Source organism: Taibaiella chishuiensis, from assembly GCF_003014535.1.
Lineage (GTDB): Bacteria > Bacteroidota > Bacteroidia > Chitinophagales > Chitinophagaceae > Taibaiella > Taibaiella chishuiensis.
Map to the genome: position 1 here is coordinate 41,578 of NZ_PYGD01000010.1, position 23,921 is coordinate 65,498.

The 23,921-nt window shown below is 50.0% G+C and carries 20 protein-coding genes; 12 read left to right on the plus strand and 8 right to left on the minus strand.

Annotated elements, in window-relative coordinates; translation table 11 throughout:
* Nucleotides 1-61 precede the first annotated feature (61 nt).
* From B0I18_RS20060 to B0I18_RS20080, 5 genes are all read left to right on the plus strand, one after another.
* A complete protein-coding gene (locus tag B0I18_RS20060) occupies nucleotides 62-667 on the plus strand; it encodes a hypothetical protein (RefSeq protein ID WP_106524543.1) in 606 nt (201 codons plus the stop codon).
* On the plus strand, nucleotides 664-1,716 hold the full coding sequence (locus tag B0I18_RS20065) for a cytochrome-c peroxidase (RefSeq protein ID WP_106524544.1): 1,053 nt from the start codon (nucleotides 664-666) through the stop codon (nucleotides 1,714-1,716). The genes B0I18_RS20060 and B0I18_RS20065 overlap by 4 nt, the downstream gene beginning before the upstream one ends.
* A 75-nt stretch (nucleotides 1,717-1,791) precedes the next feature.
* Nucleotides 1,792-2,742 carry an alpha/beta hydrolase gene (locus tag B0I18_RS20070; protein WP_146146821.1) on the plus strand — a complete coding sequence of 317 codons (951 nt, stop codon included), beginning with the start codon at nucleotides 1,792-1,794 and terminating at the stop codon, nucleotides 2,740-2,742.
* Between the two features lie 123 nt (nucleotides 2,743-2,865).
* Entirely contained in the window at nucleotides 2,866-3,711 is an 846-nt protein-coding gene (locus tag B0I18_RS20075) for a DUF5694 domain-containing protein (RefSeq protein WP_106524546.1), read from the plus strand.
* Nucleotides 3,712-3,749: 38 nt separating this feature from the next.
* The gene (locus tag B0I18_RS20080; RefSeq protein WP_106524547.1) at nucleotides 3,750-4,691 is read left to right on the plus strand and encodes a phytanoyl-CoA dioxygenase family protein; all 942 of its coding nucleotides are present in this window, start codon (nucleotides 3,750-3,752) and stop codon (nucleotides 4,689-4,691) included.
* Nucleotides 4,692-4,770: 79 nt separating this feature from the next.
* Here B0I18_RS20080 and B0I18_RS20085 read toward each other — a convergent pair whose 3' ends face one another.
* The 7 genes from B0I18_RS20085 to B0I18_RS20115 all read right to left on the minus strand — a co-directional run bounded on the left by B0I18_RS20085 (nucleotide 4,771) and on the right by B0I18_RS20115 (nucleotide 10,536).
* Nucleotides 4,771-5,070, minus strand: coding sequence for a type II toxin-antitoxin system RelE/ParE family toxin (locus B0I18_RS20085; RefSeq protein WP_106524548.1), 300 nt, complete (start codon nucleotides 5,068-5,070; stop codon nucleotides 4,771-4,773).
* A complete protein-coding gene (locus B0I18_RS20090; protein ID WP_106524549.1) occupies nucleotides 5,063-5,314 on the minus strand; it encodes a type II toxin-antitoxin system ParD family antitoxin in 252 nt (83 codons plus the stop codon). Before B0I18_RS20090 ends, B0I18_RS20085 begins: the two co-directional genes overlap by 8 nt.
* A gap of 195 nt (nucleotides 5,315-5,509) precedes the next feature.
* Entirely contained in the window at nucleotides 5,510-6,184 is a 675-nt protein-coding gene (locus tag B0I18_RS20095; RefSeq protein WP_106524550.1) for a hypothetical protein, read from the minus strand.
* 44 nt (nucleotides 6,185-6,228) lie between these two features.
* Entirely contained in the window at nucleotides 6,229-6,354 is a 126-nt protein-coding gene (locus B0I18_RS25545) for a lecithin retinol acyltransferase family protein (protein ID WP_106524551.1), read from the minus strand.
* Between the two features lie 308 nt (nucleotides 6,355-6,662).
* A complete protein-coding gene (locus tag B0I18_RS20105; RefSeq protein WP_106524552.1) occupies nucleotides 6,663-7,793 on the minus strand; it encodes a M14 family metallopeptidase in 1,131 nt (376 codons plus the stop codon).
* A gap of 69 nt (nucleotides 7,794-7,862) precedes the next feature.
* Nucleotides 7,863-8,507, minus strand: coding sequence for a LuxR C-terminal-related transcriptional regulator (locus B0I18_RS20110; protein ID WP_106524553.1), 645 nt, complete (start codon nucleotides 8,505-8,507; stop codon nucleotides 7,863-7,865).
* Between the two features lie 4 nt (nucleotides 8,508-8,511).
* A complete protein-coding gene (locus B0I18_RS20115) occupies nucleotides 8,512-10,536 on the minus strand; it encodes a sensor histidine kinase (RefSeq protein ID WP_106524554.1) in 2,025 nt (674 codons plus the stop codon).
* A 133-nt stretch (nucleotides 10,537-10,669) separates the two neighbouring features.
* On the opposite strand from B0I18_RS20115, the gene B0I18_RS20120 reads away from it, so the two are divergent.
* From B0I18_RS20120 to B0I18_RS20140, 5 genes are all read left to right on the plus strand, one after another.
* Nucleotides 10,670-12,805 (plus strand): T9SS type B sorting domain-containing protein, encoded by a 2,136-nt coding sequence (locus tag B0I18_RS20120; protein WP_106524555.1) that lies wholly within the window; start codon nucleotides 10,670-10,672, stop codon nucleotides 12,803-12,805.
* 140 nt (nucleotides 12,806-12,945) lie between these two features.
* Entirely contained in the window at nucleotides 12,946-16,350 is a 3,405-nt protein-coding gene (locus B0I18_RS20125; RefSeq protein WP_106524556.1) for a response regulator, read from the plus strand.
* Nucleotides 16,351-16,353: 3 nt separating this feature from the next.
* Entirely contained in the window at nucleotides 16,354-17,181 is an 828-nt protein-coding gene (locus B0I18_RS20130; RefSeq protein ID WP_106524557.1) for a CheR family methyltransferase, read from the plus strand.
* 3 nt (nucleotides 17,182-17,184) lie between these two features.
* Complete coding sequence (locus B0I18_RS20135) at nucleotides 17,185-17,763, plus strand: chemotaxis protein CheB (RefSeq protein WP_106524558.1); 579 nt, start codon at nucleotides 17,185-17,187, stop codon at nucleotides 17,761-17,763.
* 8 nt (nucleotides 17,764-17,771) lie between these two features.
* On the plus strand, nucleotides 17,772-18,878 hold the full coding sequence (locus B0I18_RS20140; RefSeq protein WP_106524559.1) for a sensor histidine kinase: 1,107 nt from the start codon (nucleotides 17,772-17,774) through the stop codon (nucleotides 18,876-18,878).
* 85 nt (nucleotides 18,879-18,963) lie between these two features.
* Here the strand turns inward: B0I18_RS20140 and galE are convergent, their stop codons facing one another.
* Entirely contained in the window at nucleotides 18,964-20,004 is a 1,041-nt protein-coding gene (galE, locus tag B0I18_RS20145; RefSeq protein ID WP_106524560.1) for a UDP-glucose 4-epimerase GalE, read from the minus strand.
* 213 nt (nucleotides 20,005-20,217) lie between these two features.
* Between galE and B0I18_RS20150 the strand changes: the two genes are divergently transcribed.
* Nucleotides 20,218-20,676: a DUF4268 domain-containing protein gene (locus B0I18_RS20150; RefSeq protein WP_181358550.1), complete on the plus strand. Its 459-nt coding sequence runs from the start codon at nucleotides 20,218-20,220 to the stop codon at nucleotides 20,674-20,676.
* Between the two features lie 263 nt (nucleotides 20,677-20,939).
* On the plus strand, nucleotides 20,940-23,522 hold the full coding sequence (locus B0I18_RS20155) for a DUF5686 and carboxypeptidase-like regulatory domain-containing protein (RefSeq protein WP_219906014.1): 2,583 nt from the start codon (nucleotides 20,940-20,942) through the stop codon (nucleotides 23,520-23,522).
* The last annotated feature ends 399 nt before the right edge of the window (nucleotides 23,523-23,921 follow it).

Sequence of the window (23,921 nt, forward strand, 5' to 3'; positions counted from 1 at the left end):
ATCCTTGTCCCGCGATTTGACCGTCTTTAAGGCTTTATCAAATCTTTATTAACTTTGACCGATGTCCGTAAAACTGGGGTACCTGTTATGCCTGCTGCTCTTGCCTGCCTTGTGTTTTGCCCAGTTTGTGCAAAGCGAGGAAGACCATACGCATAACCTTACCTTCCCTAAATCGGATGTATACAATACCACCAAATGGGTAAAGCAGGATTGTATAACCGGCCGTACCTATGACCTGTATGCCTTGCTGGACAGCGGTTACGTAGTGGTGCACGAATATGTGATGATGGATTGCAGGCCCTGTATTACCGCGGGCAAAGGATTGGAGAGGATCGTAAACTCGCTGCGGGAGCTGCACCCGGGGCGCATCCTGTACTTCCAGACGTTGTACGAAGACCGGACCGATTGCCGCAGCCTCCAACAATGGAAAAAAAGCAACCGGTTTACCACCGATGCCCTGTTTACCAAAGGCGCTGCAGAAGTTGCCTTTTACGGCGGTATGGGTATGCCTACGATACTGGTACTGGGCGGCGGCAAAAGACATAAAGGCTACTATAAGCGGCTGGGTTATTCGCCCCGCGACAACGGGGTGATCATTAAAGCCATCAGGCGGGCCCTGCAAATGAGCAAAAACAGGTTTGAGCAGGAAAAACAGGTGGCAGAATGAAGAAGCTCCTCGTTATAGCGGCAGTGCTGTCGGGCGTATTGGTATTGCAGACCAGCGCCGGTAAAGACAAGAAAAGGCATAAGGCCTATAACGTAAACCTGCCCGGGTTTGTAGGCGATTACTTCGACCCGATGCCCATACCAGAAGATAACCCGGTAACTGCAGAAGGTGTGGCCCTGGGGCGCAAGCTTTTTTACGATAAAAGGCTCAGCGCGGATCATACCATCAGTTGCGGCTCCTGCCATAAACAGGAATTCGCCTTTGCAGACAATAAGCAATTCAGTACAGGGGTAAACGGTCAGCCGGGTGTGCGCAACAGCATGAGCCTCGTCAACCTGGGCTGGGGCAAACATTTCTTCTGGGATGGCCGTGCAGCTTCGCTGGAAGAACAGGTAACCGATCCCATTACCAATAAACTCGAGATGGCCAATACCTGGGGCTTAGTGCTGGAGCGGCTACAGCAGGATCCGCAATATGTACGCCAGTTTCAAAAGGCCTTTGGTCCCGGTAAGATCAACAGCGACCTGGTGATGAAAGCCCTGGGGCAATTCGAAAGAACCCTGGTATCCTTCAACACCCGTTTCGACCAGTATTATTTTGAAGGTAATGCAAAGGCATTGACCCCACAGGAAGAACGGGGACTCGACATCTTTTTCGGGATAGGGCAGTGCAATCATTGCCATAGCGATGTATTACTTACCGATAATTTTTTCCGCAACAATGGTCTCGACCTGGCGCCGCAACCCGGCTTATACAATACTACCGGTAAAGAAACCGATCGCGGCCGCATGAAAGTGCCTTCCCTGCGCAATGTGGCGTTGACTGCGCCCTATATGCACGACGGCCGTTTTAAAAACCTCGGCGAAGTACTGGATTTTTATAGCACATCCTTACAGCAAAAGAGTCCGAATATCGATGAACATATCGTACCGCTGGGCCGCGGCCTTTTCTTAAACGACGTACAGCGGGCCGATCTCATCGCATTCCTGCACACCCTTACCGATTCTTCATTTATTACCAACCCGGCTTTCAGCGATCCCAATCCATAAGGCAGGTATGTTTCCGCATCTTCGCCCGATAATAAACACGGGCATCCGGTCGTTACTTGGTTGTATCACCCCAACATGAAAAACAGAAAACAATTATTACGTAAACTCCTTATAACGGCAGGCATCCTGTTGGTATTGATGAATATTATGGCTGCCTTCCATGCCTGGAAGTTTACGCATTTCGATCCCGCGGCAGACATCAAGCCCAAAGAAGCTGCCAATATGCCCCTGCTTAAAAAGGCCCAACTACTGTTTACGGGTGTAAGCCTGCCCAGGCCTCAGAACCAGGTCCGGCCAACAATACCTTTCGAAACCGTGACCCTGAACGGCGATAAACAAATAGTATGTTGGTGGTTAAAGACCCATGGCGCAGCAGGAACCGTAGTCATGTGTCATGGTTATGGCAGTAGTAAAGCATCAATGCTCGACCGGGCTTATGCACTGGTTGCCATGGGCTACCAGGTATTCCTGCCCGACTTTATGGGCGCCGGCGCATCCGAGGGCAACCAATGCACCATCGGTTATAAAGAAGCGGGCCAGGTAAAGGCTTGCGTGGATTACCTCAGCCGGCAGGGCGAACATCATATCATCCTGTTTGGTACCTCGATGGGGGCTGCTGCCGTTATGAAAGCCACGGCAGATCATACCTTGCCGGTAAAAGCACTCCTTATCGAATGTCCTTTCGGTAGTATGCGGCAAACCGTAAAGAACCGTTTTGCCATGATGAAAGTGCCGGCATTTCCCATGTCCGACCTGCTTGTATTCTGGGGTGGGCTGGAGAATGGATTTAATGCCTTTCGCCATAATCCCGAAGAGTATGCCAGGCGCATAAAAATACCGGTGTTGTTGTTATACGGTGAAAAAGACGACCGGGTCACCCGTCAGGAGATCGATAATATCTACAACAACCTTGCAGGGCCTAAAACCCTGGTCACTTATCCCTTAGCAGGCCACGAAAGTTACCTGAGCGATTATGCGGTAAAGTGGGAAGAAGATGTAAGCACGTTTTTAAATACAGTCCGGTAAAACACTATAGCCAATAGCCTATACCTGCTTTACGTAAAGTGTTTTGCTGCCTGGGTAAAATATACCTTTTACACAAAAAAGAACGGTTCCTGTTTTCCATTTATTTGCAACAAAGAAGCAATTATGAAAAGATACCTCGCTCTATGCGCACTATTATGTTTTTGGAACTATGCCACGGCGCAAACAAAAAATACGGCAAAAGAAGCGCTCCTCCTGGGCGTCTTTCATTTTAATAATCCCGGCGCCGACCTGGCCAAGACGGAGACCTTTAATGTAATGAGTAAACAAGCGCAGCAGGAGCTGGAAGTACTTGCCGCGCAGATTAAAAAGTTTCGTCCCGATAAAATATTTGTCGAGTGGGATTATGATGATCAACCTGCACTCGATACCCTCTATGATCTGTACCGGAAGGGGCAATATTTTTCCTGGGTACAAAGCAAGTACCCGGATAATGCGTTTTATACACAAAACGAAATATTCCAGTTAGCGTTCCGGGCCGGAAAGCTGGCGGGGCTTCAGAAAATCCATGCCATAGATGTACAAATGAACTGGCCTTTCGACAGCCTGCAATTGGCCATACAGAAGGCCGGGCAGACCACGCTGCAGCGGGAAATTGAAGACCAGATCGTGGCGTTTAGCGAACATGCCAATGCCTTGATGAAAAAGATGTCGCTTACCCGGATATTGCTGGAAGAAAATACAAAAGCAACCCGCGATAAAAATCTCGGCATGTATATTACCCTGTTGAACAAGGGTGGGGCGCTCACCGATTTTACAGGAGCTTCGGTAGTCGATGCCTGGTACCGGCGCAACTTATACATGTACTCCCTGGTGCAGAAGTTAACCGCAGAGCAGGACAAACGCATCATGATCATTGTAGGCGCCGGCCATGCGGCATTGTTCAAGCATTTTATCGACCTCGATGAAAACTATAAAGTAACCGAGCTCGCCGATGTGTTAAAAAAATAGGCAATGGGACATTTAAAAACCATTACATTCGTGTCCCCATGACCAGCCAGGAATTCATCCACCATTTTGTACATACCCATCTCGATATAAAAGCAGGCAAGCCGCGCCCGCAGATGCCGGGCTTCGATCGTATAGAAAGCCGCTGGCTTGCCCTGCACGGCTTGGGCAAACTTGAAACCTTCCGCTATCTCTATAACGAATGCCGCTCAGAGGCCGATTTTAAGCAATGGCTGCTCGATACCCGGGGCGCCGGAAATGTAACCGAGGCCGGCAGTCTGTTCGACAAACCGGAAACCACAGAGACGCTGTCCAACCAAACATCTGTTTTGAGTACCGAACAATGGCAACACTGGCAAGAGCAAGGCTACCTCAGGATCAGCGGCCTGGTGCCCCTTGTGTATTGTGAGCGGGTAAAACAATTTATCTGCGACTACCAGGATATCGATCTCAGCGATGCCGGCACCTGGTATCAAAATCACAAGGACTGGCATGGCCTGATGTTACAGGTATACCAGCAGCCCGATATGGAAGCCATCCGTAAGCATCCTGCCATAAAGCAACTCTTTGCAGAACTGTATCAAACATCCCATATCGTAGCCGACACCGATAAGGTAAGTTATAACCCGCCCGAAACGCAGGACTGGCAGTTCCAGCATCAACGCCTGCATTGGGATATTGATCATAACCGGCCGGCGCAGTATTATATACAGGGGCTTATTTATCTCGACGATACGCCCGAAGACCGTGGCCCCTTGTACCTGATCCCCGGTTTCCATCACCGGTACGAGGCCTATCAGCAACAATTCAACGATCCTGTGGCGGCCCAGCATGCCATCGAGCGGGAGGCCGGCGCTATACCCGTGCCCGGCCAACAAGGCGATATCGTGGTATGGCTGCAAACCTTACCCCATACGGCCAGTATCAACCGTTCGGACAAGCCGCGCTTTGTACAGTATTTGAGTTTTACGAAATTGGATTGATGTGGTAGGTTAGGTAAGTAAAATGAATTGGAAGGAATGGAACTGCCTTTTTATTGCCATGCTTTAAATACACCTGGTTTTATTCGAGCAGTCTGTTCTTCAGGTCCATTCCGGCGTGTAGCACCCTTATTATCTCGACATCTTTGGGCGTCAGCACCCTGTAAAATACAATATGCTTCTCAACTTTAAAACCTAAGATCCCGTTTGATATTTTTTCATAGCTTTTACCCAAAGCCGGGCTTTCCGCTATTTCTTCGAAAGCGGCGATGATCAGCCCGTAATACTTGTCAGCCTGGTTTTCCGACCATTCCTCATAAGTATAATCCCAAATCTTAGAGAGGTCTTCAACAGCTTTGTTGGTCAATACATATTTAGCCATCTTTCCGCTTTGCAGATTTTAATTGGGCTAAATGCTTTTGGGCGTTGAAGTTTTTAGCGACTCCGCTTTTAATGCCTTCGTCTATGGCATTTTTCAGGGCCCGAACCTTGCTTTCTTCCTCTTCCAGCAGCCGGAGCCCTGCCCGTATTACCTCGCTTGCATTTTTGTACCGGCCTTCAGCAATGCTGTGTTCTACAAAATCTTCAAAGTAATCGCCCAACGACACCGAGGTATTTCGTCCCATAACATTCCTTGTTTTTAGTAAAGTTACCAAATTTTGGTAACTTTTTCAGATCATGTTAATTGTAGTCGAGGCGGACATAAGAGTATGTTGCTGACGAACTATAGCAACCGCTGAGATACGGTGGGGTGCGGGTGGGCTGGGGCTTGCAGTGGGGCCGCTTGATCACAAACGTGGAAATTTGTTAACTGCAAATTCTTATAAGTTTTCCCTTATAGAATTTAGGGTATCTCCCAATATGGCTGGTATGGTCCGGTCGAGTATCATTTGGTAATTCACCTCTGCTAAGTTTAAGACGTCCACTACTAAGCAGTTTTCGTAACTGACTTGGTATTTCTTCGAGAAATTATTTTCTAAATAAATAAAAAGACTCTCCGCAAAAGCTCCAAATTCAGCTTTACTATATCCATCAAGTTTAGCAACAAACCATATCGCACCTACGTAGTCGATTTTGTTTTTAGTAAAGGTGAAGACTTGACTTGGCAAAACCTGTACAGGTACTTTATTGATTTCTATAACCGATTTTTTGTTGGCTTTTTCTAATATTTTGAAAGTTTTATTTGGATACCAGGTTGAAAAGTCGAAATTCTCATAGTTAAATAAAATATCAAGATTCCGCTGATACATATCTTTAGTTTGCTTTCGTTTCGACTTAGCAAAGTCGTCAGAAACAGCTTCAATTTTGTCTTTGATATGCTGATTATCGTTACTTTTAAAAGTACTGCTTAACGCACTTAAACTTCTAACCCAATAATTTCCGCCACTTTCAGAATCGATAGCTTTTACTTTGTCTAATGATTTTAAAAACGTCTTTCTTGATTTATCAGACTTACGACGAAACGCAATAATATTTTTTACTGATATTTTTTTCATTATCTCTTAGTAATTAACATTTACTGTCGGGTAAGCTTCGCGAATCAGTCCATCATTTGTACTTGTCTGCTTTCTTGTTTACCGTATTGTACTTCGTTGGCATAGTGTTCGCAGTTATAAGTAATGAGGTTGTAAGCTTTACCTCTAAGCGCCAAGGCTCGCTGTACAATAGTACTTCACAACTGATCTTGTTATTGAAAGCAATATAGAGCAAAAATAAAATATCTATTTCACGTTACATATACCTAGCACTAGGTAAATTATATGCGTGCAGGTTGCTTTAGAGATCACCAAACACCTAACCTATAGGAAGGCATGCAGACATAACAGTACCATTCCACCAACCGGAAACTCACGTCCCTCATTTTTTGTTCTTTTTGCATCCAAAGCAAAAGAACAAATCCAATACAGCTACACCACATAACTAATAAAGCCACCCCGGAGGATGGCTTTATGTATATGATCGTTACCGGTTATTTTATTTCAGGTCTTTCAGTACAAAGAGGATGGGGTTGAGCACCGAGGCGCCCAGGATGGCGGAACGGTTGTCGGACCAGCCATACAGCTCGTCGGGCATATCCGCATTATCTTTAAACGGCATCTCTATGGTATAAGCCGGGCAACCGAACCGTTGTGCCACCTGGTTGGTACAGATGGTCAGGTTGGCTTCACCGGGTTTGTCCAGCTCGTATTTATAGGTATCCTGAAAGTCAGGCGAAATGTCCATCCAGTGTTCGATAAATTTACGTTCCAGGTTGCGGATATAGTCGTTATAACCGGGTATGCCTTCAGATGCGGAAATAAAGTTATAAGGCAATACCTCATCGCCATGCACATCGAGCATCAGGTCTACGCCGGTTTCATCCATTTTGCGCAGGGTATGGTATACTTCAGGACTCTTTTCAAGTGATGGTGTTTCCCATTCGCGGTTCAGGTTTACACCCGAGGCGCTGGCACGCAGGTTGCCGGCTATGGCGCCATCGATATTCATATTGGGGATAATGTAAAAACAAGCCTCCTGCAACAGTTTGCGCGCTACAGGATCGTCGGTGTTGAGCAGGCGTTCGAGCAGGCCTTCCATAAACCATTCGGTCATGCTCTCGCCGGGATGCTGGCGGGCAATGATCCATATTTTTTTCTTGCTGTCGTCGGGCAGGCCCGCGATCAGCATTTCGATAGGCCGGCCTTCGTAGGTCTCGCCGATAATTTCCATGCGTACCTGGTCGGATTGTTGTGCCTGGTGTACCAGGTCGAGGTGGCGTTCGTAGGAATAAGGAGCGAAATAGGCAAAGTATACGGCATCGTGTACCGGTGTAAAACGGATCTGCAATACGCCGTTCTCAAAGGTAGTGGGTATACGGAACCACTCTTCGCGGTCGTACGAAGCACAGGCCTGGTAACCTTCCCAGCCTTTCGGGTACGAGGACTCGCCGGCATTGAGGAGCGATAGGGTACAGGTCTGGCCCAGGGCGCCGCTCAACCGGAAGTGGAACCATTGAAAGAATTCGGAATGCGTATCCCGGCGGATTTTCAGTTTAATATCGCCTTCGTTGGCGTCGATACTCACGATATCAATATTGCCACTGTCAAAATTGGAAGTGATCTTCATAAATAGTTGGGTTGATGTTGATGTGTTTCAGCCTGTAAACTTAGGCATTTACCGGCAAGGGACGACCGGTTATTTGAGCAGGTGCAGCTCAATGGCCTTGCGTACCAGTTCCGGCGCATTTTTAACCTCCAGCTTCTGCATCAGGCTGTAGCGGTGCGTCTCTACCGTGCGTACGCTGATACCCAGTTGCGCGGCGATATGACTGCTGGATCCGCCATCTACGATATAACCCAGTATCTCTTTTTCCTTGCGGGTAAGCAGGGCAATGGTCTTATCCGATTTCTTGCGGTTTTTAAGGATGCCGGTCATCAGCTGTTTGCTCAGGGCTTCATCCAGGAAGTTTTCGCCATAGTACACCTTTTGTATAGCATCCAGCAGCAAAGCATGACCGGTAGTGCTTTTCAGCAGGTAACCCGAGCAACCCAGCTCCATCATCTCCTGGATATAACAGGTATCTTCCTGGCTCGACAGGACCAGGATACGGATATCCTCGTATTGTTTCAATACCTGCAGGGCGACCATCCTGCCCGGCATATCCGGCAATTGCAGGTCGAGCAACAATACATCTGGCCTCAGGGCCGGCAATGCAGACAGCAGGCTTTCGCCGGTGGCATAGGCCCCGGTAAGCATAATATCGGGATTGGCCGCCAGCGTATGCCTGAGGCCGGCAAGTACCATAGGGTGGTCGTCGGTTATGGCTACTTTAATGGTCATAATGCTAATAGGCTTTGCCGTTGCCGGCAATATGTTGGTACTTAAATTCCATATAAATACTGGTTCCTTTTTCGCTGCTCTGCAGGTCTATGCCTGCATGAAACGCATGGATCCGTTCGGTAACATTACGCAGGCCCATGCCTTGTGCCGCTGTGGCCGGGTCGAAGCCCGTACCATCATCCTGCACGGTAACCCCCAGCAGGTCCTCTTCGCAATTGAGCTGTACCAGCACGGTGGAGGCATGGGCATGTTTGAGGGCATTGAGCACCAGTTCCTGTACATTCCGGAATATAGACAGGGCGGCGTGTTTGTCGGTTGGTTGCAACTGGCCATATACCTGGAATACGACGTCCGTAAGGCCGCGGTGGTTCATTTTAGTACAGAAATTGGACAACGCATCGATAAGGCCGGCTTGCAGCGCCATTTCCGGCGATAGGTTATGCGCCGTAGAACGCAGCTCCTGCATGGCGTCGTCGAGGTAATTGAGGCTTTTGGCCAGGTCGCTGGGTTGCGCTCCACCGGCGGTGTCCTGCTGGCTGATCGCCGAGGCCAGGTTGAGCTTGAGGCCCCAAAGCTGGCTTACCACGCCATCGTGCAGTTCGGTAGCGATGCGTTGCCGTTCCTGTTCTGCACCGTCCATACGGGCTTTAAGCCGCTCTACCTCGCGGGCGCTTTCCTGCAGTTGTTGCCGGTTGCGGTAGTTCCTGCGCAGACTTAAGAGCAAGGTACCCGACAACAGCAATCCTGCGCCGATGCCGGCGATCCAGAAGTTCTTTTCGCGCAGGGCGCTTTCTTTCTGGTTGAGTGCAAGCTGTTGTTGTGCCAGTTCCCGGTCTTTTTCGGCTACCCTCGATTTGATCTCGAGCTGGTTGATATTAGCCAGGGTGGCGGTATTGCGCAGGGTATCGAGCATACGGGTATAGGCAAACTGGTGCGTGTAAGCCTTTTCCCACTGACCCGTAGCATGGTAGGCATCGGCCAGCAGGGCATGGGCATTGCTTATATTTTGACGGCTGTGCATCTTTTCGGCTATGGACAGTGCTTCCAGGGCATGACTGATACTCTCGCGGTATTGCTCCCGGTCGAAATAGACCTGGGCCAACAGGCGCTGCGGCGTGGCTTTGGCCATAAAAGGGTTGGTCTTATCCGACACGCCCGTAGCCAGTTTCAGGCTGTTGATGGCCTTGTCCTGCTTACCCATATCGATATACATGCCTGCCTCGGTAAGATAGGCCACCTGTAGTACAAAGGTATTATCGTCGGCTTTGGCCAGGGCAATGGCTTTACCGAGGTAGTCCCCGGCCCGGGGCCACTGCCGGAGCAGGTTACAGGCGCTGCCATAGTTGACGTAGAGTTGCGCCAGGTTGGCCCGGTCGTTGCCTGCCGTTGCCAGGGCTATACCCTTATCGAGAAAGTAAAAAGCCCTTTCGGGTTGACGCATATATTGCATCATCGAGCCTATGGCATTGTAGGCCTTGACGCGGGCGCTGTTGAACGAGGTATCGCCGGGTCGTTGGTTGAGCAGCTGTAAGCCGCTACAGGCCAGGTTTACCGACCGGTCGTAGTCGCCGTTATACGCCGCCTGTGTACTGGCGATCTGGTACCAATGGATCAGCAGGCGGTTATCGCTGCCGGGCAAGGCCAGGGCCTGGCAATAGGGATAGGCCTTTTCGAGAAAGGAGTCGCTTTGCCGGTACTTGCCGGCCGTGGTTGCATAGATCGAATAGGCAATGTAAGCATTACCGATACCATAGGTAAAGTTAAGCCTGCGGCTCTCGTTCAATGCCTGGTCCACCATAGCGATAGCAGTATCCAGCTTTTTATATTCAAAACGTTGCGAAGCCTTGATCAGGCCTATGATACGGGCGCTGTCGGCCTGGCTCACAGCATGGGCGCCGGTATAACGGAGTAAGACATGCTCCTGGCCCTGCACAGGCAACCTGGCCCACAACAGCAGGCAGGCAAGCAATAACAATAAACGGGGGTACCGGATAAAAGGCATACAATAAGGACTGGGCTTAAGGTACATAATTCCTGCCTGTTTGCGCGCTTCCTCCGTATTTCTACGTAGAAAAAAGATAGACAACGATAATAATTTTATTCCGCCGGCTGAAGCCCCGGCCTTGTCTTTTATTTTATTGATCTAATAACCATACCGGAATATGAAGAAAAATCTATGCCTTTTTTTCCTTTTCAATTTTATCGCAAGCTATTGCCTCTTTGCCCAGAAAGTAAATAATATATGGGCTTTCGGCGATAAGGCCGGCATCGACTTCAATGGGGCAACGCCGGTAGCAACTACCAATAATATGGCTTCGGAAGGCGGCTGTGCCTCCGTATCGGACCGAACGGGCAACCTCCTGTTCTACACCAGCGGACTACAGGTCTGGAGCCGTAATCATACCCAGATGCCCAATGGCAGCGGCTTACTGGCCGATACCTATGCCCTGCAAAAAGCAGTGATCGTGCCGTTCATCAACGATACTAACCGCTTTTACATCTTTCACCTGCAGAGCGATATGGATGTATGGGGCAATTTTACCGGTGCTGTCCATTACTCTGTAGTGGACATGACGCTTAATGGTGGATTCGGTGATGTGGTGACGACCCAGAAGAATGTGCCCCTCTGGACGATGGGCGGTACCGAGCACGATCCGCCGGGTAGCGGCATGATCGCCGTTGCCGGCGATAACTGCAATGTATGGCTGGTTACCCATGTTACGGGCAATGACAACAACAACAGCAATATATTTAAGGTATTCGAGATTACGGAAGCTGGCATCAATACCACGCCTGTGGTATCGCAGACGGGTAATGTAAAAGGGCCTAATGCCTATCTTACTTCGGTGATGAAGATATCGCCCGACCGGCACAAACTCGCTACCACCACTTTTACCATAGGGGCGGTCAATGGCGTTACGGTCGACTCTTCTGCGGTTGAGCTGCATGACTTCGATCCTGCAACGGGTATTGTGAGCAACAGCCTGCTGCTGGATGGTTATGGTACCTTCTTCTATAATATCCTGGGCGTAGAGTTTTCGCCCGATGGCTCCAAACTGTATTACTCTATGCCTTTCCGGCCGCTGATGGCGCCCGGTTCCGGCGGGCTGTTCCAGATGGACCTGAGCCTGCCTACACTGGCGGCTATACAGGCCTCCCGTACCGCAGTATCGACCACCTTCCTGCTGGGCGACCTGCAGCGGGCGCCGGATGATAAGCTGTACATTGGCTACTTTAACTCGGGTAATACCTTTGCCGACCGCATCGATAACCCCAATGCAGCCGGTACCGCCTGTGGTTATGTAACGCCGGGTTTTGCCCTTACCACGCCTACCCAGGTCAAGACCATGTTGCCCGCACCGGTGGTTTACCCGGTACAGGATACCCTCTACAGCGCCCGCGATACCTCGGTCTGCAGCGGGTCGGCGCTTACGCTGTATGCGCCTTCCGGTTACCTGTACTATTACTTCCAGGGTGTTGAAAGCCACGATACGGCTGCTACGGTTACCGGCACGGGCACCTATTGGATTACCTACGAAGATCACTGTGCATGGCATAGCGATACGATCAGGGTGCACAGTTACAGTTTTGATGCCGGTCTCCGGGATACGGCGCTTTGCGGTACGGCATTCGACTTTAACATAGAAGCCGACAATAGCAATAACCCTGCAGGAACCGCGTATCAATGGCAGGACGGAACAGCCGGTACTACACTGCATATCGACCGGCCGGGCCGCTACTGGGTAAAGATGAGCCTTAACGGCTGCAGCGATACCGATACGGTTACCATCGCCTCGAAAACAGTGCCGCAGTTCAGCCTGGGCCCCGACCAGGAGTTGTGTACCGGCGATCAACTGGTGCTTACCTGTCCCTTTAATGCAGATAGCTATAGCTGGCAGGACGGCGGTCATGGCCGCAATTATACCGTACAACAGGCCGGTACCTATATCGTTACCGCCTTACTGGACGGCTGCGAAGGCAGCGATACCATTACCATAAGCGCGCAGGACTGTCGCTGCAAACTACTGGTGCCTAATGCCTTCTCCCCGAATGCCGATGGGCTTAACGACCTGTTCAGCATTTACCTCGGTTGCGGCGATGTACCCGTCAAGTACCGGATCAGTATCTATAACCGTTGGGGCGCACGGGTTTTCAATAGTTATAAACCCGATCAATCCTGGGACGGTTATGTAAACGGGCAGCCGGCCGACGCAGGAACCTATTTCTATACCATAGACTACGAAGACCGCAAAGGAAATCCCTTTAGCCGGAAAGGTGATGTAGCGCTGATCCGCTAAGTATAAAATATGCAAAGGCAGGCCATAGAAACTGGTCTGCCTTTGTGCCTGAGCACCACAATTATCAGATCAAAAAAGTGCTAAGTATACCGTTAAAATTGTTTCTTTGCTCATTAATCGTCGAATCAACATTTTATTTGATGCGGTATACCAAACTTAACTATCAACTTTTCCTGGGCCTCAGCCTGGCCATCGTCCTGGTTGCCGCCCTGGGTGGTTTATCCCTTTACTCCAGCTACCAGAGCCGCGAAGCCGAATTGTGGTTTAATCATACCTTACTGGTCAAGGCCAAACTGCAGGATATCAATGTCGGTATAAAGGACAATACGGCCAATATCCGCACCCTTCGGAAGTATGAAAACTCGGATACCTTATTCCGGAATGCCAACGAAAAAACGATCCACCAGGAAGTAGTGGACCTGAGGCAGTTGGTGGATGATAACCCTTCCCAGAGCCGGAAGGCCGACGACCTGAAAACACGCATCGACGGCTTATTCCGCCTTTGGAACACCATCGATATCCGGACCACCCGCCTGGACCCGGTGCGGGAAAGAGCGTATTTTACGGAAGAGATCAAACATATTGCCGGTATCAATGTGGTACTGCAGCAGATGAATGGCGAAGAAGACCTGTTGCTGAAGTCGAGAAAGGCGCATGCCAGTTCATTTGCCAACATGAACAAATGGTTCAATATAGGCGGTACGGTATTGGTACTGTTTATTGTTATAGCGCTGAGCATGGTCATTGCCGCCGAGCTGAAAAAGAGAAGGCGCGCGGAACACAGCCTGCAACGCAACCTGGAAAAGCTGGAGACGATGAACGAAAAGACGCGGCTGCATAATGAAGTATTGAACGGCGTACAACAGTTGGTAGAGGCCTGCCAGTCGGCTACCGATGTGGACGGGTTTGCCTCGGCGGTATTGCTGAGTATTACCCGCTTCCTGAATTTACCGGCGGGCGTGGTTTACCTGGTAAAAGAAAATGATGATAAAAAGCTATCGCCTGTAAGTTATACCGGTATACCCGAGCAACAGGCCCGGCCTATAACCGTGCAACAACTACCCGTTGCCAGGGACGGCGCCCGGGACCATGTAGCCGTGGTGAAAGATGTGCCTGCCGGCTTCTGGAAAACACAGACGGCTATAGGCAGCAGCACGCCAGGCAGTATCGCTTACCTGTTCCTCGAAAACCGCGGACGTTTAGCCGGTGTTATCGAACTCGGCAGTTTTGTGCCGTTTACCGATAAAGCGCTGGACTACTTCCAGAATATAGCCAATGTGGTTTCGGTACGCCTGGCCACAGCCCTGGTACAGCAAAACCGTAACGAACTGATGGAGGAACTCCAGGAGAAACAGGAGATCCTGATCAACCAGCAGGAAGAACTGCGCCTGGCCAACGACGAACTGACCCACCAGACCCATATCCTGCAGGCCTCTGAAGAAGAGCTCCGGGTGCAGGAGGAAGAACTAAAACAGATCAATGTAGAGCTGGAAGAGAAGAATGAAGCCCTCGAATCGGCCAAGGAAGTACTGGCCTTCAAAGCTTCCGAGCTGGAAGTATCGGGTAAATACAAGTCCGAGTTCCTGGCCAATATGTCGCACGAACTGCGTACCCCGCTGAACAGTGTGCTGATCCTGGCCGGCCTGCTCAGCGACAACAAAGACAATAACCTTACGGAACGGCAGGTTGAATATGCCCGCATCATCCACAACTCCGGCTCCGACCTGCTAAAGCTGATCAACGATATTCTCGACCTGTCGAAGATCGAAGCCGGGAAGATCGACCTGGTGATCGAATCTTTCGCACCATCGGGTATGCTGGAAAACATGCGGCAGATGTTTGCCGTGGTTGCCGAGGAGAAAGGCATCGTATTTAAAACGCAGCAGGCCCCGGATGTGCCGGAACTGATGAGCTCGGACCGGCAGCGGCTGGAGCAGATCCTGAAGAACCTGCTGTCCAATGCCATGAAGTTTACGCCGAAAAATGAAACCGTAACCCTGCAGATCCGCACCGGTGAAATAAACCAGGAGGGGCATCCGGTACCCGGCTTACATATCGAAGTAAAAGATACCGGTATCGGTATCGGTAAGGAGAAACAGCAGCTGATCTTTGAAGCCTTTAAACAGGCCGATGGCAGCACCAACAGGAAATATGGCGGCACCGGCCTGGGGCTGTCCATCTCCAAAGAGCTGGCCCGTATACTTGGCGGCAGCATTACGATCCAAAGCGAAGAGCATAAAGGAAGCACCTTTACGATCAGTATACCCCTGCATTACCCCGAACACCAGAAACCACTGCTGGTAACGACGCATAAGGAACAGCCGGTACCGGAAGTACTGCAGCCGCTGCGCCCGGCAGCAGATGGTAACAGGCGTACTATCCTGATCATCGAGGACGATGCCAACTTTGCTTCGATCCTCCAGGATTTTGCAGAAGAAAGAAATTATAAAGCCTTACACGCAGCCGACGGAAAGATCGGTATGGAAATGGCCGCGGCGCATATACCCGATGCCATTATCCTCGACCTGCAGATGCCCGTAATGGATGGCTGGGAAGTATTGCACCGGCTTAAGGACGACGAACAACTGAAAGATATCCCGGTACATATCATATCGGCCATAGACGAGATCAGGATGCCAAAAGAAGGCGCCGTAGCCTATCTTAAAAAACCGGTAAGCAAGGAAAGCCTGGAACATACGTTCCAACTGATCGGTTCGCAGATGCATGACCGCAACCGCCACCTGCTGATCCTGCCCGGCGATAGTTTCGCCGGCGAATTCCTGGAGCGTTTTGTCAATAGTATTCCCGAAGGTATCGACTACCGCTTTGCCGATGACATAGAAGCCTGCCGGAAACTGGCACAGGAACAGGATTTTGATTGTGTGATCGCGGATATCGGTATGGATATCGATGAGGGCATAAGGCGGATCGAAGCGCTGAAGAACATCCCGGCCTTCCGCAAGGTATCCGTGATCCTGATGATCAACCGGGAAATATCGGCGGCCGACGAGATCAAACTGAAAAAGGTATCGGAAGCCGTGGTGATGAAGTCGGAAGAGGCACAGCGCCGGCTTACCGATGAGCTGGAACTGTTCCTGCACCGCATCAACGATAAACCGGAAACCGTACGGTTCAACAATAACAATATACATCCCCTGGAACGCAACGAGCTTAAGGGTAAGAGAGTACTGATCGCAGACGATGATATGCGCAATGTATTTGCCCTGGTAAGCATGCTGGAAGACCAGGAAATGGAGGTGGAGACCGCCAGTAACGGCCGCGAAGCGGTAGATATGCTGGAATCGGGTATGGCCGCAGACCTGGTGCTGATGGATATTATGATGCCCGAGATGGATGGCTACGAGGCGATGGGGTATATCCGCAACAAATTACAGATGAAATCGCTGCCCATTATTGCCATTACGGCCAAGGCCATGGCCGACGACCGGGAACTTTGCCTGGCGGCGGGCGCTTCGGATTATATTTCCAAACCTGTAGATACGCAAAAGTTACGTTCCCTATTACGTGTCTGGCTTTCGCAGTAACCCATGAGTGAATTACAAGAAATAAGCAATACGGAGCTGGGTGAGGTACTCTATATCATATTGCAGTATTACGGGTATGATTTCACAGAGTATTCGGTTGCCTCCCTGAAAAGGAGGATCGGCCGTTTCATGGAGCTCACGGAAACGCGGGATATTTTTGAGCTTAAATATAAGCTGATCAATTTCAAGGAATACTTTTCCTATTTCCTGCAAACCGTTACGGTTAATGTTACGGAGATGTTCCGCGACCCTGAATTTTACCGGGATCTGCGCGAGAAAGTATTGCCCACCCTTGCCGCTTATCCCATTATCAAGATCTGGCATGCCGGTTGTTCTACCGGCGAAGAGGTCTATTCGATGTGCATCCTGCTGAAGGAGGCCGGCTTGTTGAACCGGGCTTATATCTATGCCACAGATATCAACCCTGCTAACCTCGCTGCCGCCAGGAGCGGTATCATACCCTTGTCCTCGATGAAGGCCTATACCCAGAATTACCACCTGTCGGGCGGCACCCAGGAGTTTGCCGGTTATTACACGGCCCGGTACAACAATATCATTATCGATAAAAGCCTGTTGAAGAACGTGATCTTCAGCCGGCATAACCTCGTCAGCGAGTCATCCTTCAACGAGTTCCAGCTTATTGTATGCCGCAATGTGCTGATCTATTTTAACCGTGCGCTGCAGGGCAAGATCTTCCACCTGTTTTACAACAGCCTTGCCCCCAAAAGCTTTATGGCGCTGGGGTTAAAAGAATCGCTGATCTCTTCGGATATCAAAAACCAGTTCGAAGTAGTTAGCGCAAAATCGAAAATATTTAAAAGGAAAATGTAAGGTATGGACGGAGCCGGCAAAGTGAAAGATGTAATACTGATCGGCGGTTCGGCTGGCTCGCTCCCGATCGTGATGCGGCTGCTTACCGGTATGCCACCAGATTTTTCGGCCTCTGTAATCATTATCCTGCACCGGCTTAAGAATGCGGCAAGCGATATGGACCAGTTGTTGAGCCGCATAGCCGGCATACCGGTCGAAGAGCCCGACGATAAAACCCGGATGGAGCGGGGCAGGGTATACCTGGCCCCGGCCAACTACCACCTGCTCGCCGACGAAGAGGATACGATAAGCCTGGATTATTCGGAACCCGAACTGCACAGCCGTCCCAGCATTAATATTACCTTCGCCTCTTTTGCCGCCATGTATGGCAGCCGCGTTACGGCCCTGTTGCTCAGCGGCTCGAACAGCGACGGCGCAGCCGGGCTGAAAGCCGTGCTGGAACACAATGGCAGCGCCGTGATCCAGGACCCGCTCGATTGCGAGTATCCTGTTATGCCCGAATATGCGGCTGTGGTCAACCCGGGTGTTACGGCCCTCACCGTCGATGAAATAGACCGGTTATTTAAAAGTATAGTACTTTAGTGGAGATTATGGATAATAACAACGAGCAAAATGAATTTACGATCCTGCTGGTTGATGACCGGGAAGAGAACCTGATCGCGCTGGAGGACATGCTGGAAAAGGAAGGGCGTACTTTTTTAAAAGCCGCTTCGGGCAACGAGGCCCTGAAGGCCGTATTGAAAAATAACGATATCGGGCTGATCATGCTGGACGTGCAAATGCCCGGTATGGATGGTTTTGAAGTAGCCCGCATCCTGAAGTCCAACCCCAAAACGAAGCATATTTCGATCATTTTCGTAACCGCTATCAATAAAGAAGAGCAGTATGTGTTGAAGGGCTTTGAGGAAGGCGCGGTAGATTACCTCCAGAAGCCGCTCGATGTACATATCACAAGGGCCAAGGTCAATGTATTCGAACATCTTTATTTCTACCAGCATAAACTGGCCGGATCGCTGGTCACCATCGGGAAAGTAAACCAGCAGCTGGAACGCTTCCTGTATACGGTATCGCACGACCTGAAATCGCCCCTGGCCGGTATCGCTATGATCATTTCTGCGCTGGAAATAGAATTGGATACGATAGAACGCGAAGAGCTGGAATCCAGGATGCAATTGTTGAGCCGGGCTTCGATGCACCTCACCCAGATGGTGGATTCCATGCTGGACTATTCGCGCAAAAGTTATGAGCAGCAAACCCGCGAACTGGTCGATATCGAAGAGCTGGTCCGCGATACGGCGCGCCTGCTGTTCCCGCCGGATAATATCAATATCCGCATCGAAGGCCATTTACCCACGATCATTACCCGCAAACTAAAGCTGCAGCAGGTATTCCAGAACCTGATCGGCAATGCCATCAAGTATAACGACAAAAAGCAGGGCAGTATCGAGATCGGTGCTACCGATCAGCACGACCGTTATGTATTTTATGTAAAAGACAACGGTCCCGGGCTGCAGGAAAAGGACAAAGAAGGATTGTTTATGCTGTTCCGAACGGGTAATGCCGTATCGCGCGGCGAATCCAGCACCGGTATCGGGCTTAACCTGCTGAAGATGATCGTGTCTGAACAGGGCGGTAAAATATGGGTGGAGTCGGAACCGGGAGCGGGCAGCACTTTTTATTTCGAATGGCAAAAATAACTCCGGGTCTTTAACCTATAATAAGTAAAAAGGGCAATGCTGGTAAAGCATTGCCCTTCTCTATGGGATATGTGTCCGGGTATTACTAGTTAGCAGTAGACTGGTGGGCGGTTTCAGCGGTGCGTTGCTCCCACTTCCAGGCCGTTTCCATCATCGTCTCGATCTGGTAGCCAGGCGTCCAGCCCAGGATCGTCCTGGCTTTTTCATTATTGGCATACACAGCGATCACATCGCCGGCACGCCTGGGGCCTACCGAATAGTTCAGTTTCAGGCCCGATACTTTTTCGAAGGTTTTGATCAGCTCCAGCACGGTTACACCTTCGCCGGTGCCCAGGTTGAAGATTTCGCATTCGCCGGGTATGGCTTCGTCCAGCGACTTGGTTACCGCCAGGGTATGGGCATGGGCAATGTCCATAACGTGGATATAGTCCCGTACACAGGATCCGTCGCGGGTATCGTAATCGCTGCCGAATACCGACATGGATTCGCGTTTGCCGATGGCGGTCTGGGTAATTACAGGTACCAGGTTCTCGGGTTTTTCGTTCAGTTCGCCGATCAGGGCGGTAGGATGTGCGCCTACCGGGTTAAAATAACGCAGCAGTATCGTGCGGAAGCCGGGGTTGGCTTTGGTAAAGTCCATACAGATCTGTTCGCCCATTTGCTTGGTGCTGGCATAAGGCGATTCGCAGGGCTTCAGCGGTGCATCTTCGGTTACGGGCAATACGTCGGCATTACCATATACGGAGCAGGAAGAGGAAAACACGAAATGTTTGACGCCGAATTCCTTGCTGCATTGCAGCACATTGATCAGGGAGCTCAGGTTGTTGCGGTAGTATTCCAGTGGCTTGCTTACCGACTCCGGTACGGATTTATAGGCGGCGAAATGGATCACACCTACGATATCGGGGTTTTCCTCGAATACCGCACGGGTATCTTCCAGGTTGCAGAGATCTACACGATAGTTCTTAACCGGGCGGCCCAGGATGGCGCCTACACCCGAAATAGTCTGCTGGAAACCACGGGAAAGGTTGTCGATCGAAATAACATCGTAGCCGTTGTCAATAAGATCAATGATGGTATGGCTGCCAATATAACCGCAGCCGCCTGTTACCAGTATTTTATTCATGAAGTTGGTATTGAGTTGGTATTGAGTTGGTTTTCGTTTTAGTACCTCAAAGTTATCTATTAATGGTCATATTCAGACCAGCTGATCATGATAATATAAACATGCACATATTTTAAATGCGTTAGCCCGCATTGCTGTTTTGTTTAGTACCCGGTTCATTCGGCGCCGATTGTTTATTTTTGCAGCTTTTATCATTTTTAAAGCAGATACGTATTGTTTACCAGGGAAGAGGCTTCGGCCATCAGGCAGGCATTCTGGAAGGCTTTCGGGCAATATATGGCGCTGCATACCTCGGCAGAAGGGCAACGCATCAATTGGATAAATTATAAAACCGGTATCCGGCACCTGGCCTTCAAAATGGACGCCGATGCACGCAGCGTTTCGATCGCCATAGAAATGAGCGACCCGGATGCGGGTATCCGCGAACTCATGTACCTGCAATTCGAAGCGCTGCAACGCCTGCTCGAAGCCAGCACCGGCGAAACATGGCTCTGGGAGCCCGATACAGAAAACCAGGGGCGCCGTATCAGCCGTATCGGCATATCCAGGGAGGGCCTCAATGTTTTCCGCCGGGAAGACTGGCCTGAGCTCATTTCCTTTCTCAAACCCAGGATCATCGCCCTCGACCAATTCTGGTCCGATGCACAATATGGTTTCGACCTGTTCCGTTAACCATAAAATAAGCAAATGCCCCAAACGAACCACCTTAATACTTCGTCTATCAATTTGTAATACCCCGGTCTATATATTACAACCCGTGTACCGTTTTAATGCATGCCTAACAGCAAATTGCGGTTGTCCGGCACAACGGTCCGGGGTGTTTTATACCGAAATTCAATTTTATTTTTTCCCGGCATGGGGTTAAATACAGTTGCAGTTGTCTGTATATATAGAGGACCCCGAAATAAAACAGTATAGTTAACCCATTCCCTGCCATGAAAAATACCCGGCGAAGCCCGGCCTTGCCCTTTATGATCCGTTTACTTTCCCGCATTTTCCTTTTATTGATTTTACTCAGTGCCCCGGGCGTATTGTTTGCCGGCCTTTTGATCGTAAAAGGACGCGTAACCGATGCACAAACGGGCGAAGCGCTTTCCTATGCCAGTATTAGTTTCCAGGGCACCGACAAAGGCGGTACCACCAACGATAACGGGTATTTTGAACTGAGTACCGATGCCAACCAGGTAAAACTGCATATTACGCTGCTTGGCTACAAGACAGCCATAAAAACCGTAAGCGGCCGTGGACAGCATACCGTAGATGTAAAGCTGGAAGCCGAAAACAGCACCCTGCAGGAGGTGGAAGTAAAATCGGGTAAGGAACCCCGGTACCGCAATAAGAATAACCCCGCGGTAGAATTGATCCGCCAGGTGATCGATCATAAGGACGAGAATAAACCCGGGCACTACGATTATATGGAATACCGGCAGTATGAAAAACTGCAGATCGCGCTGAGCAACAGCGTCGAAAAAATGAAAAATACCAAGCTGCTCCGCAAATACCAGTTTATGCTCAACCAGTCGGACAGTACCAAGATAGCCGGTAAAGCGCTGTTCCCCGTGTTCCTTGAAGAAAAACTGACCGATAATTATTTCCGGCGCAGTCCCGAAAAAAGCATAACGGTAGTACAGGCCGACAAAAAAACCAAGATCGATAAGTTTGTAGATAACGACGGGCTTGCCGACTACCTGGATAACGTTTACCAGGACGTCGACATCTATAAAAACAATATTGCCTTTGTTCGCCAGCAGTTCCTCAGCCCCGTGGCCGAGGGTGCACCTACCTTTTACAAATACTTTATTACCGATACGCTTAAAGACGTTAGTCCCTGGCGCGTAAGGATGATGTTTGCCCCGCGCAACAAGGCCGACATGTTGTTTAAAGGATCGATGGATATTACGCTGGACGGGCATTACGCCATTACCGCCGTAGAACTTTCGGTGTCGAAAGACATTAACCTGAACTGGGTACGCGACCTGCAGGTATCGCAGCAATTTGAGCCCAGCGCCGACGGCCGCTTTTATAAAAGCAAAAGCACCGTGCGTATGGACATGGGCATTTTTAAAGGTAGTGGCGGCGTAACCGGCGAACGTACGGTAATCGTAAGCAACTTTGTAAGCGGCAAACCACAGCCCGAAAGCTTTTACCAGGGCGCTGCAGAAAGGGTAGCCACCGGCGCCGATAACCGCCAGGATGCCTATTGGGAGGCCAACAGGCTGGATTCGCTTACCGTTGCCGAACGCAAAGTATATGGTAATATCGACAGCCTGCAGAAAATGCGCTCCTTCCGCCGTACCGTAGACATCGCTACCATGCTGCTTTCCGGTTATAAGAGCCTTGGCCCTATCGAGATTGGACCACTCAATACCTTCTACAGCTTTAACCCGGTAGAAGGCTTCCGGCCGCGTATCGGTGGCCGTACCACGGACGAATTCAGCAAAAGGATCTTTTTTGATGGCCATATTGCGTACGGGCTAAGGGACAAACGGTTCAAATATGCACTGGGTGCTACCGTTTCCCTGACCAACCGTTCGATTTATGAGTTCCCCGTAAAATCCCTGTCGGTCAGCTATAGCGAAGAAACACAGATTCCCGGCCAGCAACTGGCCTTCCTCGAAGAGGACAACTTCCTGCTGTCGTTCAAGCGCGGCGTCAACAACAAATGGTTGTACAATAAAATTTTCCAGGTCGAATTCCTGAACGAAATGAAAAACAACCTGACCTTAAAAACCGGTTTCCGCCGCTGGGAACAGGAGCCGGGTGGCGGGCTGCGTTACCTGTGCCGGACGGCCAACGGTGAACGTGTGATCAGGAATATTACCACGAGCGAATTAACGGCCGAACTCCGCTGGGCGCCGCATGAACAGTTTTACCAGGGTAAAAAATACCGCAGGCCCATACCCAATGCTTACCCGATCTTTACCTTCCGTACCACCATCGGTATTAAAGGCCTGATGGGCGGTGAATACAACTACCAGCAGTTTACACTGAATGCCTATAAACGTTTCTACCTCTCGCAACTGGGCTTTACCGATGTGGTGGTCGAAGGCGGGTATACCCGTGGCAAGCTGCCGTTCCCGCTGCTTACCATACACCGGGCCAACCAGACCTATGCTTACCAGCTCGAGTCCTATAACCTGATGAACTTTATGGAATTCATAAGCGACCATTATGCCAGTATCAACCTGGACCATTCGCTCAACGGTTTCCTGTTCAACAAGATCCCCCTGGTTAAGAAATTGCAGCTGCGCGAAGCCTTGTCCTTTAAAATGCTTTTTGGCGGTGTGCGGGACGAAAATATGCCGCGTAATTACAACGACATAGAATTCCCGAGAGATGTAATGCAACCCCGGTCCTTTAGCCATACGCTCAGCCAGGGCCCTTATATGGAAGGCAGTATCGGTATTGCCAATATCTTTAAACTGCTGCGTATCGATGTCGTAAAACGGTTTAACTATCTCGATCATCCGCATGTTTCCTCATGGGGTATCCGCGGACGGATCAAGTTTACGTTCTGATTGGGTATGAGATATGAGATGTTAGATGTTAGATGTTAGATATGAGATGTCATCCTGAGCACAGCGAAGGATCTCATTTTTTATTAGTATCAGGTATCAAGTAGCAAGTAGCAAGAGGACGATTGTCATCCTGAGCGCAGCGAAGGATCTCATTTTTTATTAGTATCAGGTATCAAGTAACAAGTATCAAGAGGACGATTGTCATCCTGAGCGCAGCGAAGGAGCTCACCAGTTAGCTGGCCGTATCAGCGTGTCAAGCATCAACTCCCAGGAGGAATGTTGTCATCCTGAGCGCAGCGAAGGAGCTCACCAGTTAGCTGGCCGTATTAGCGTGTCAAGCATCAAGCATCAAAAGTTCGATTGTCATCCTGAGCATCGCGAAGGATCTCATCAGTAGAC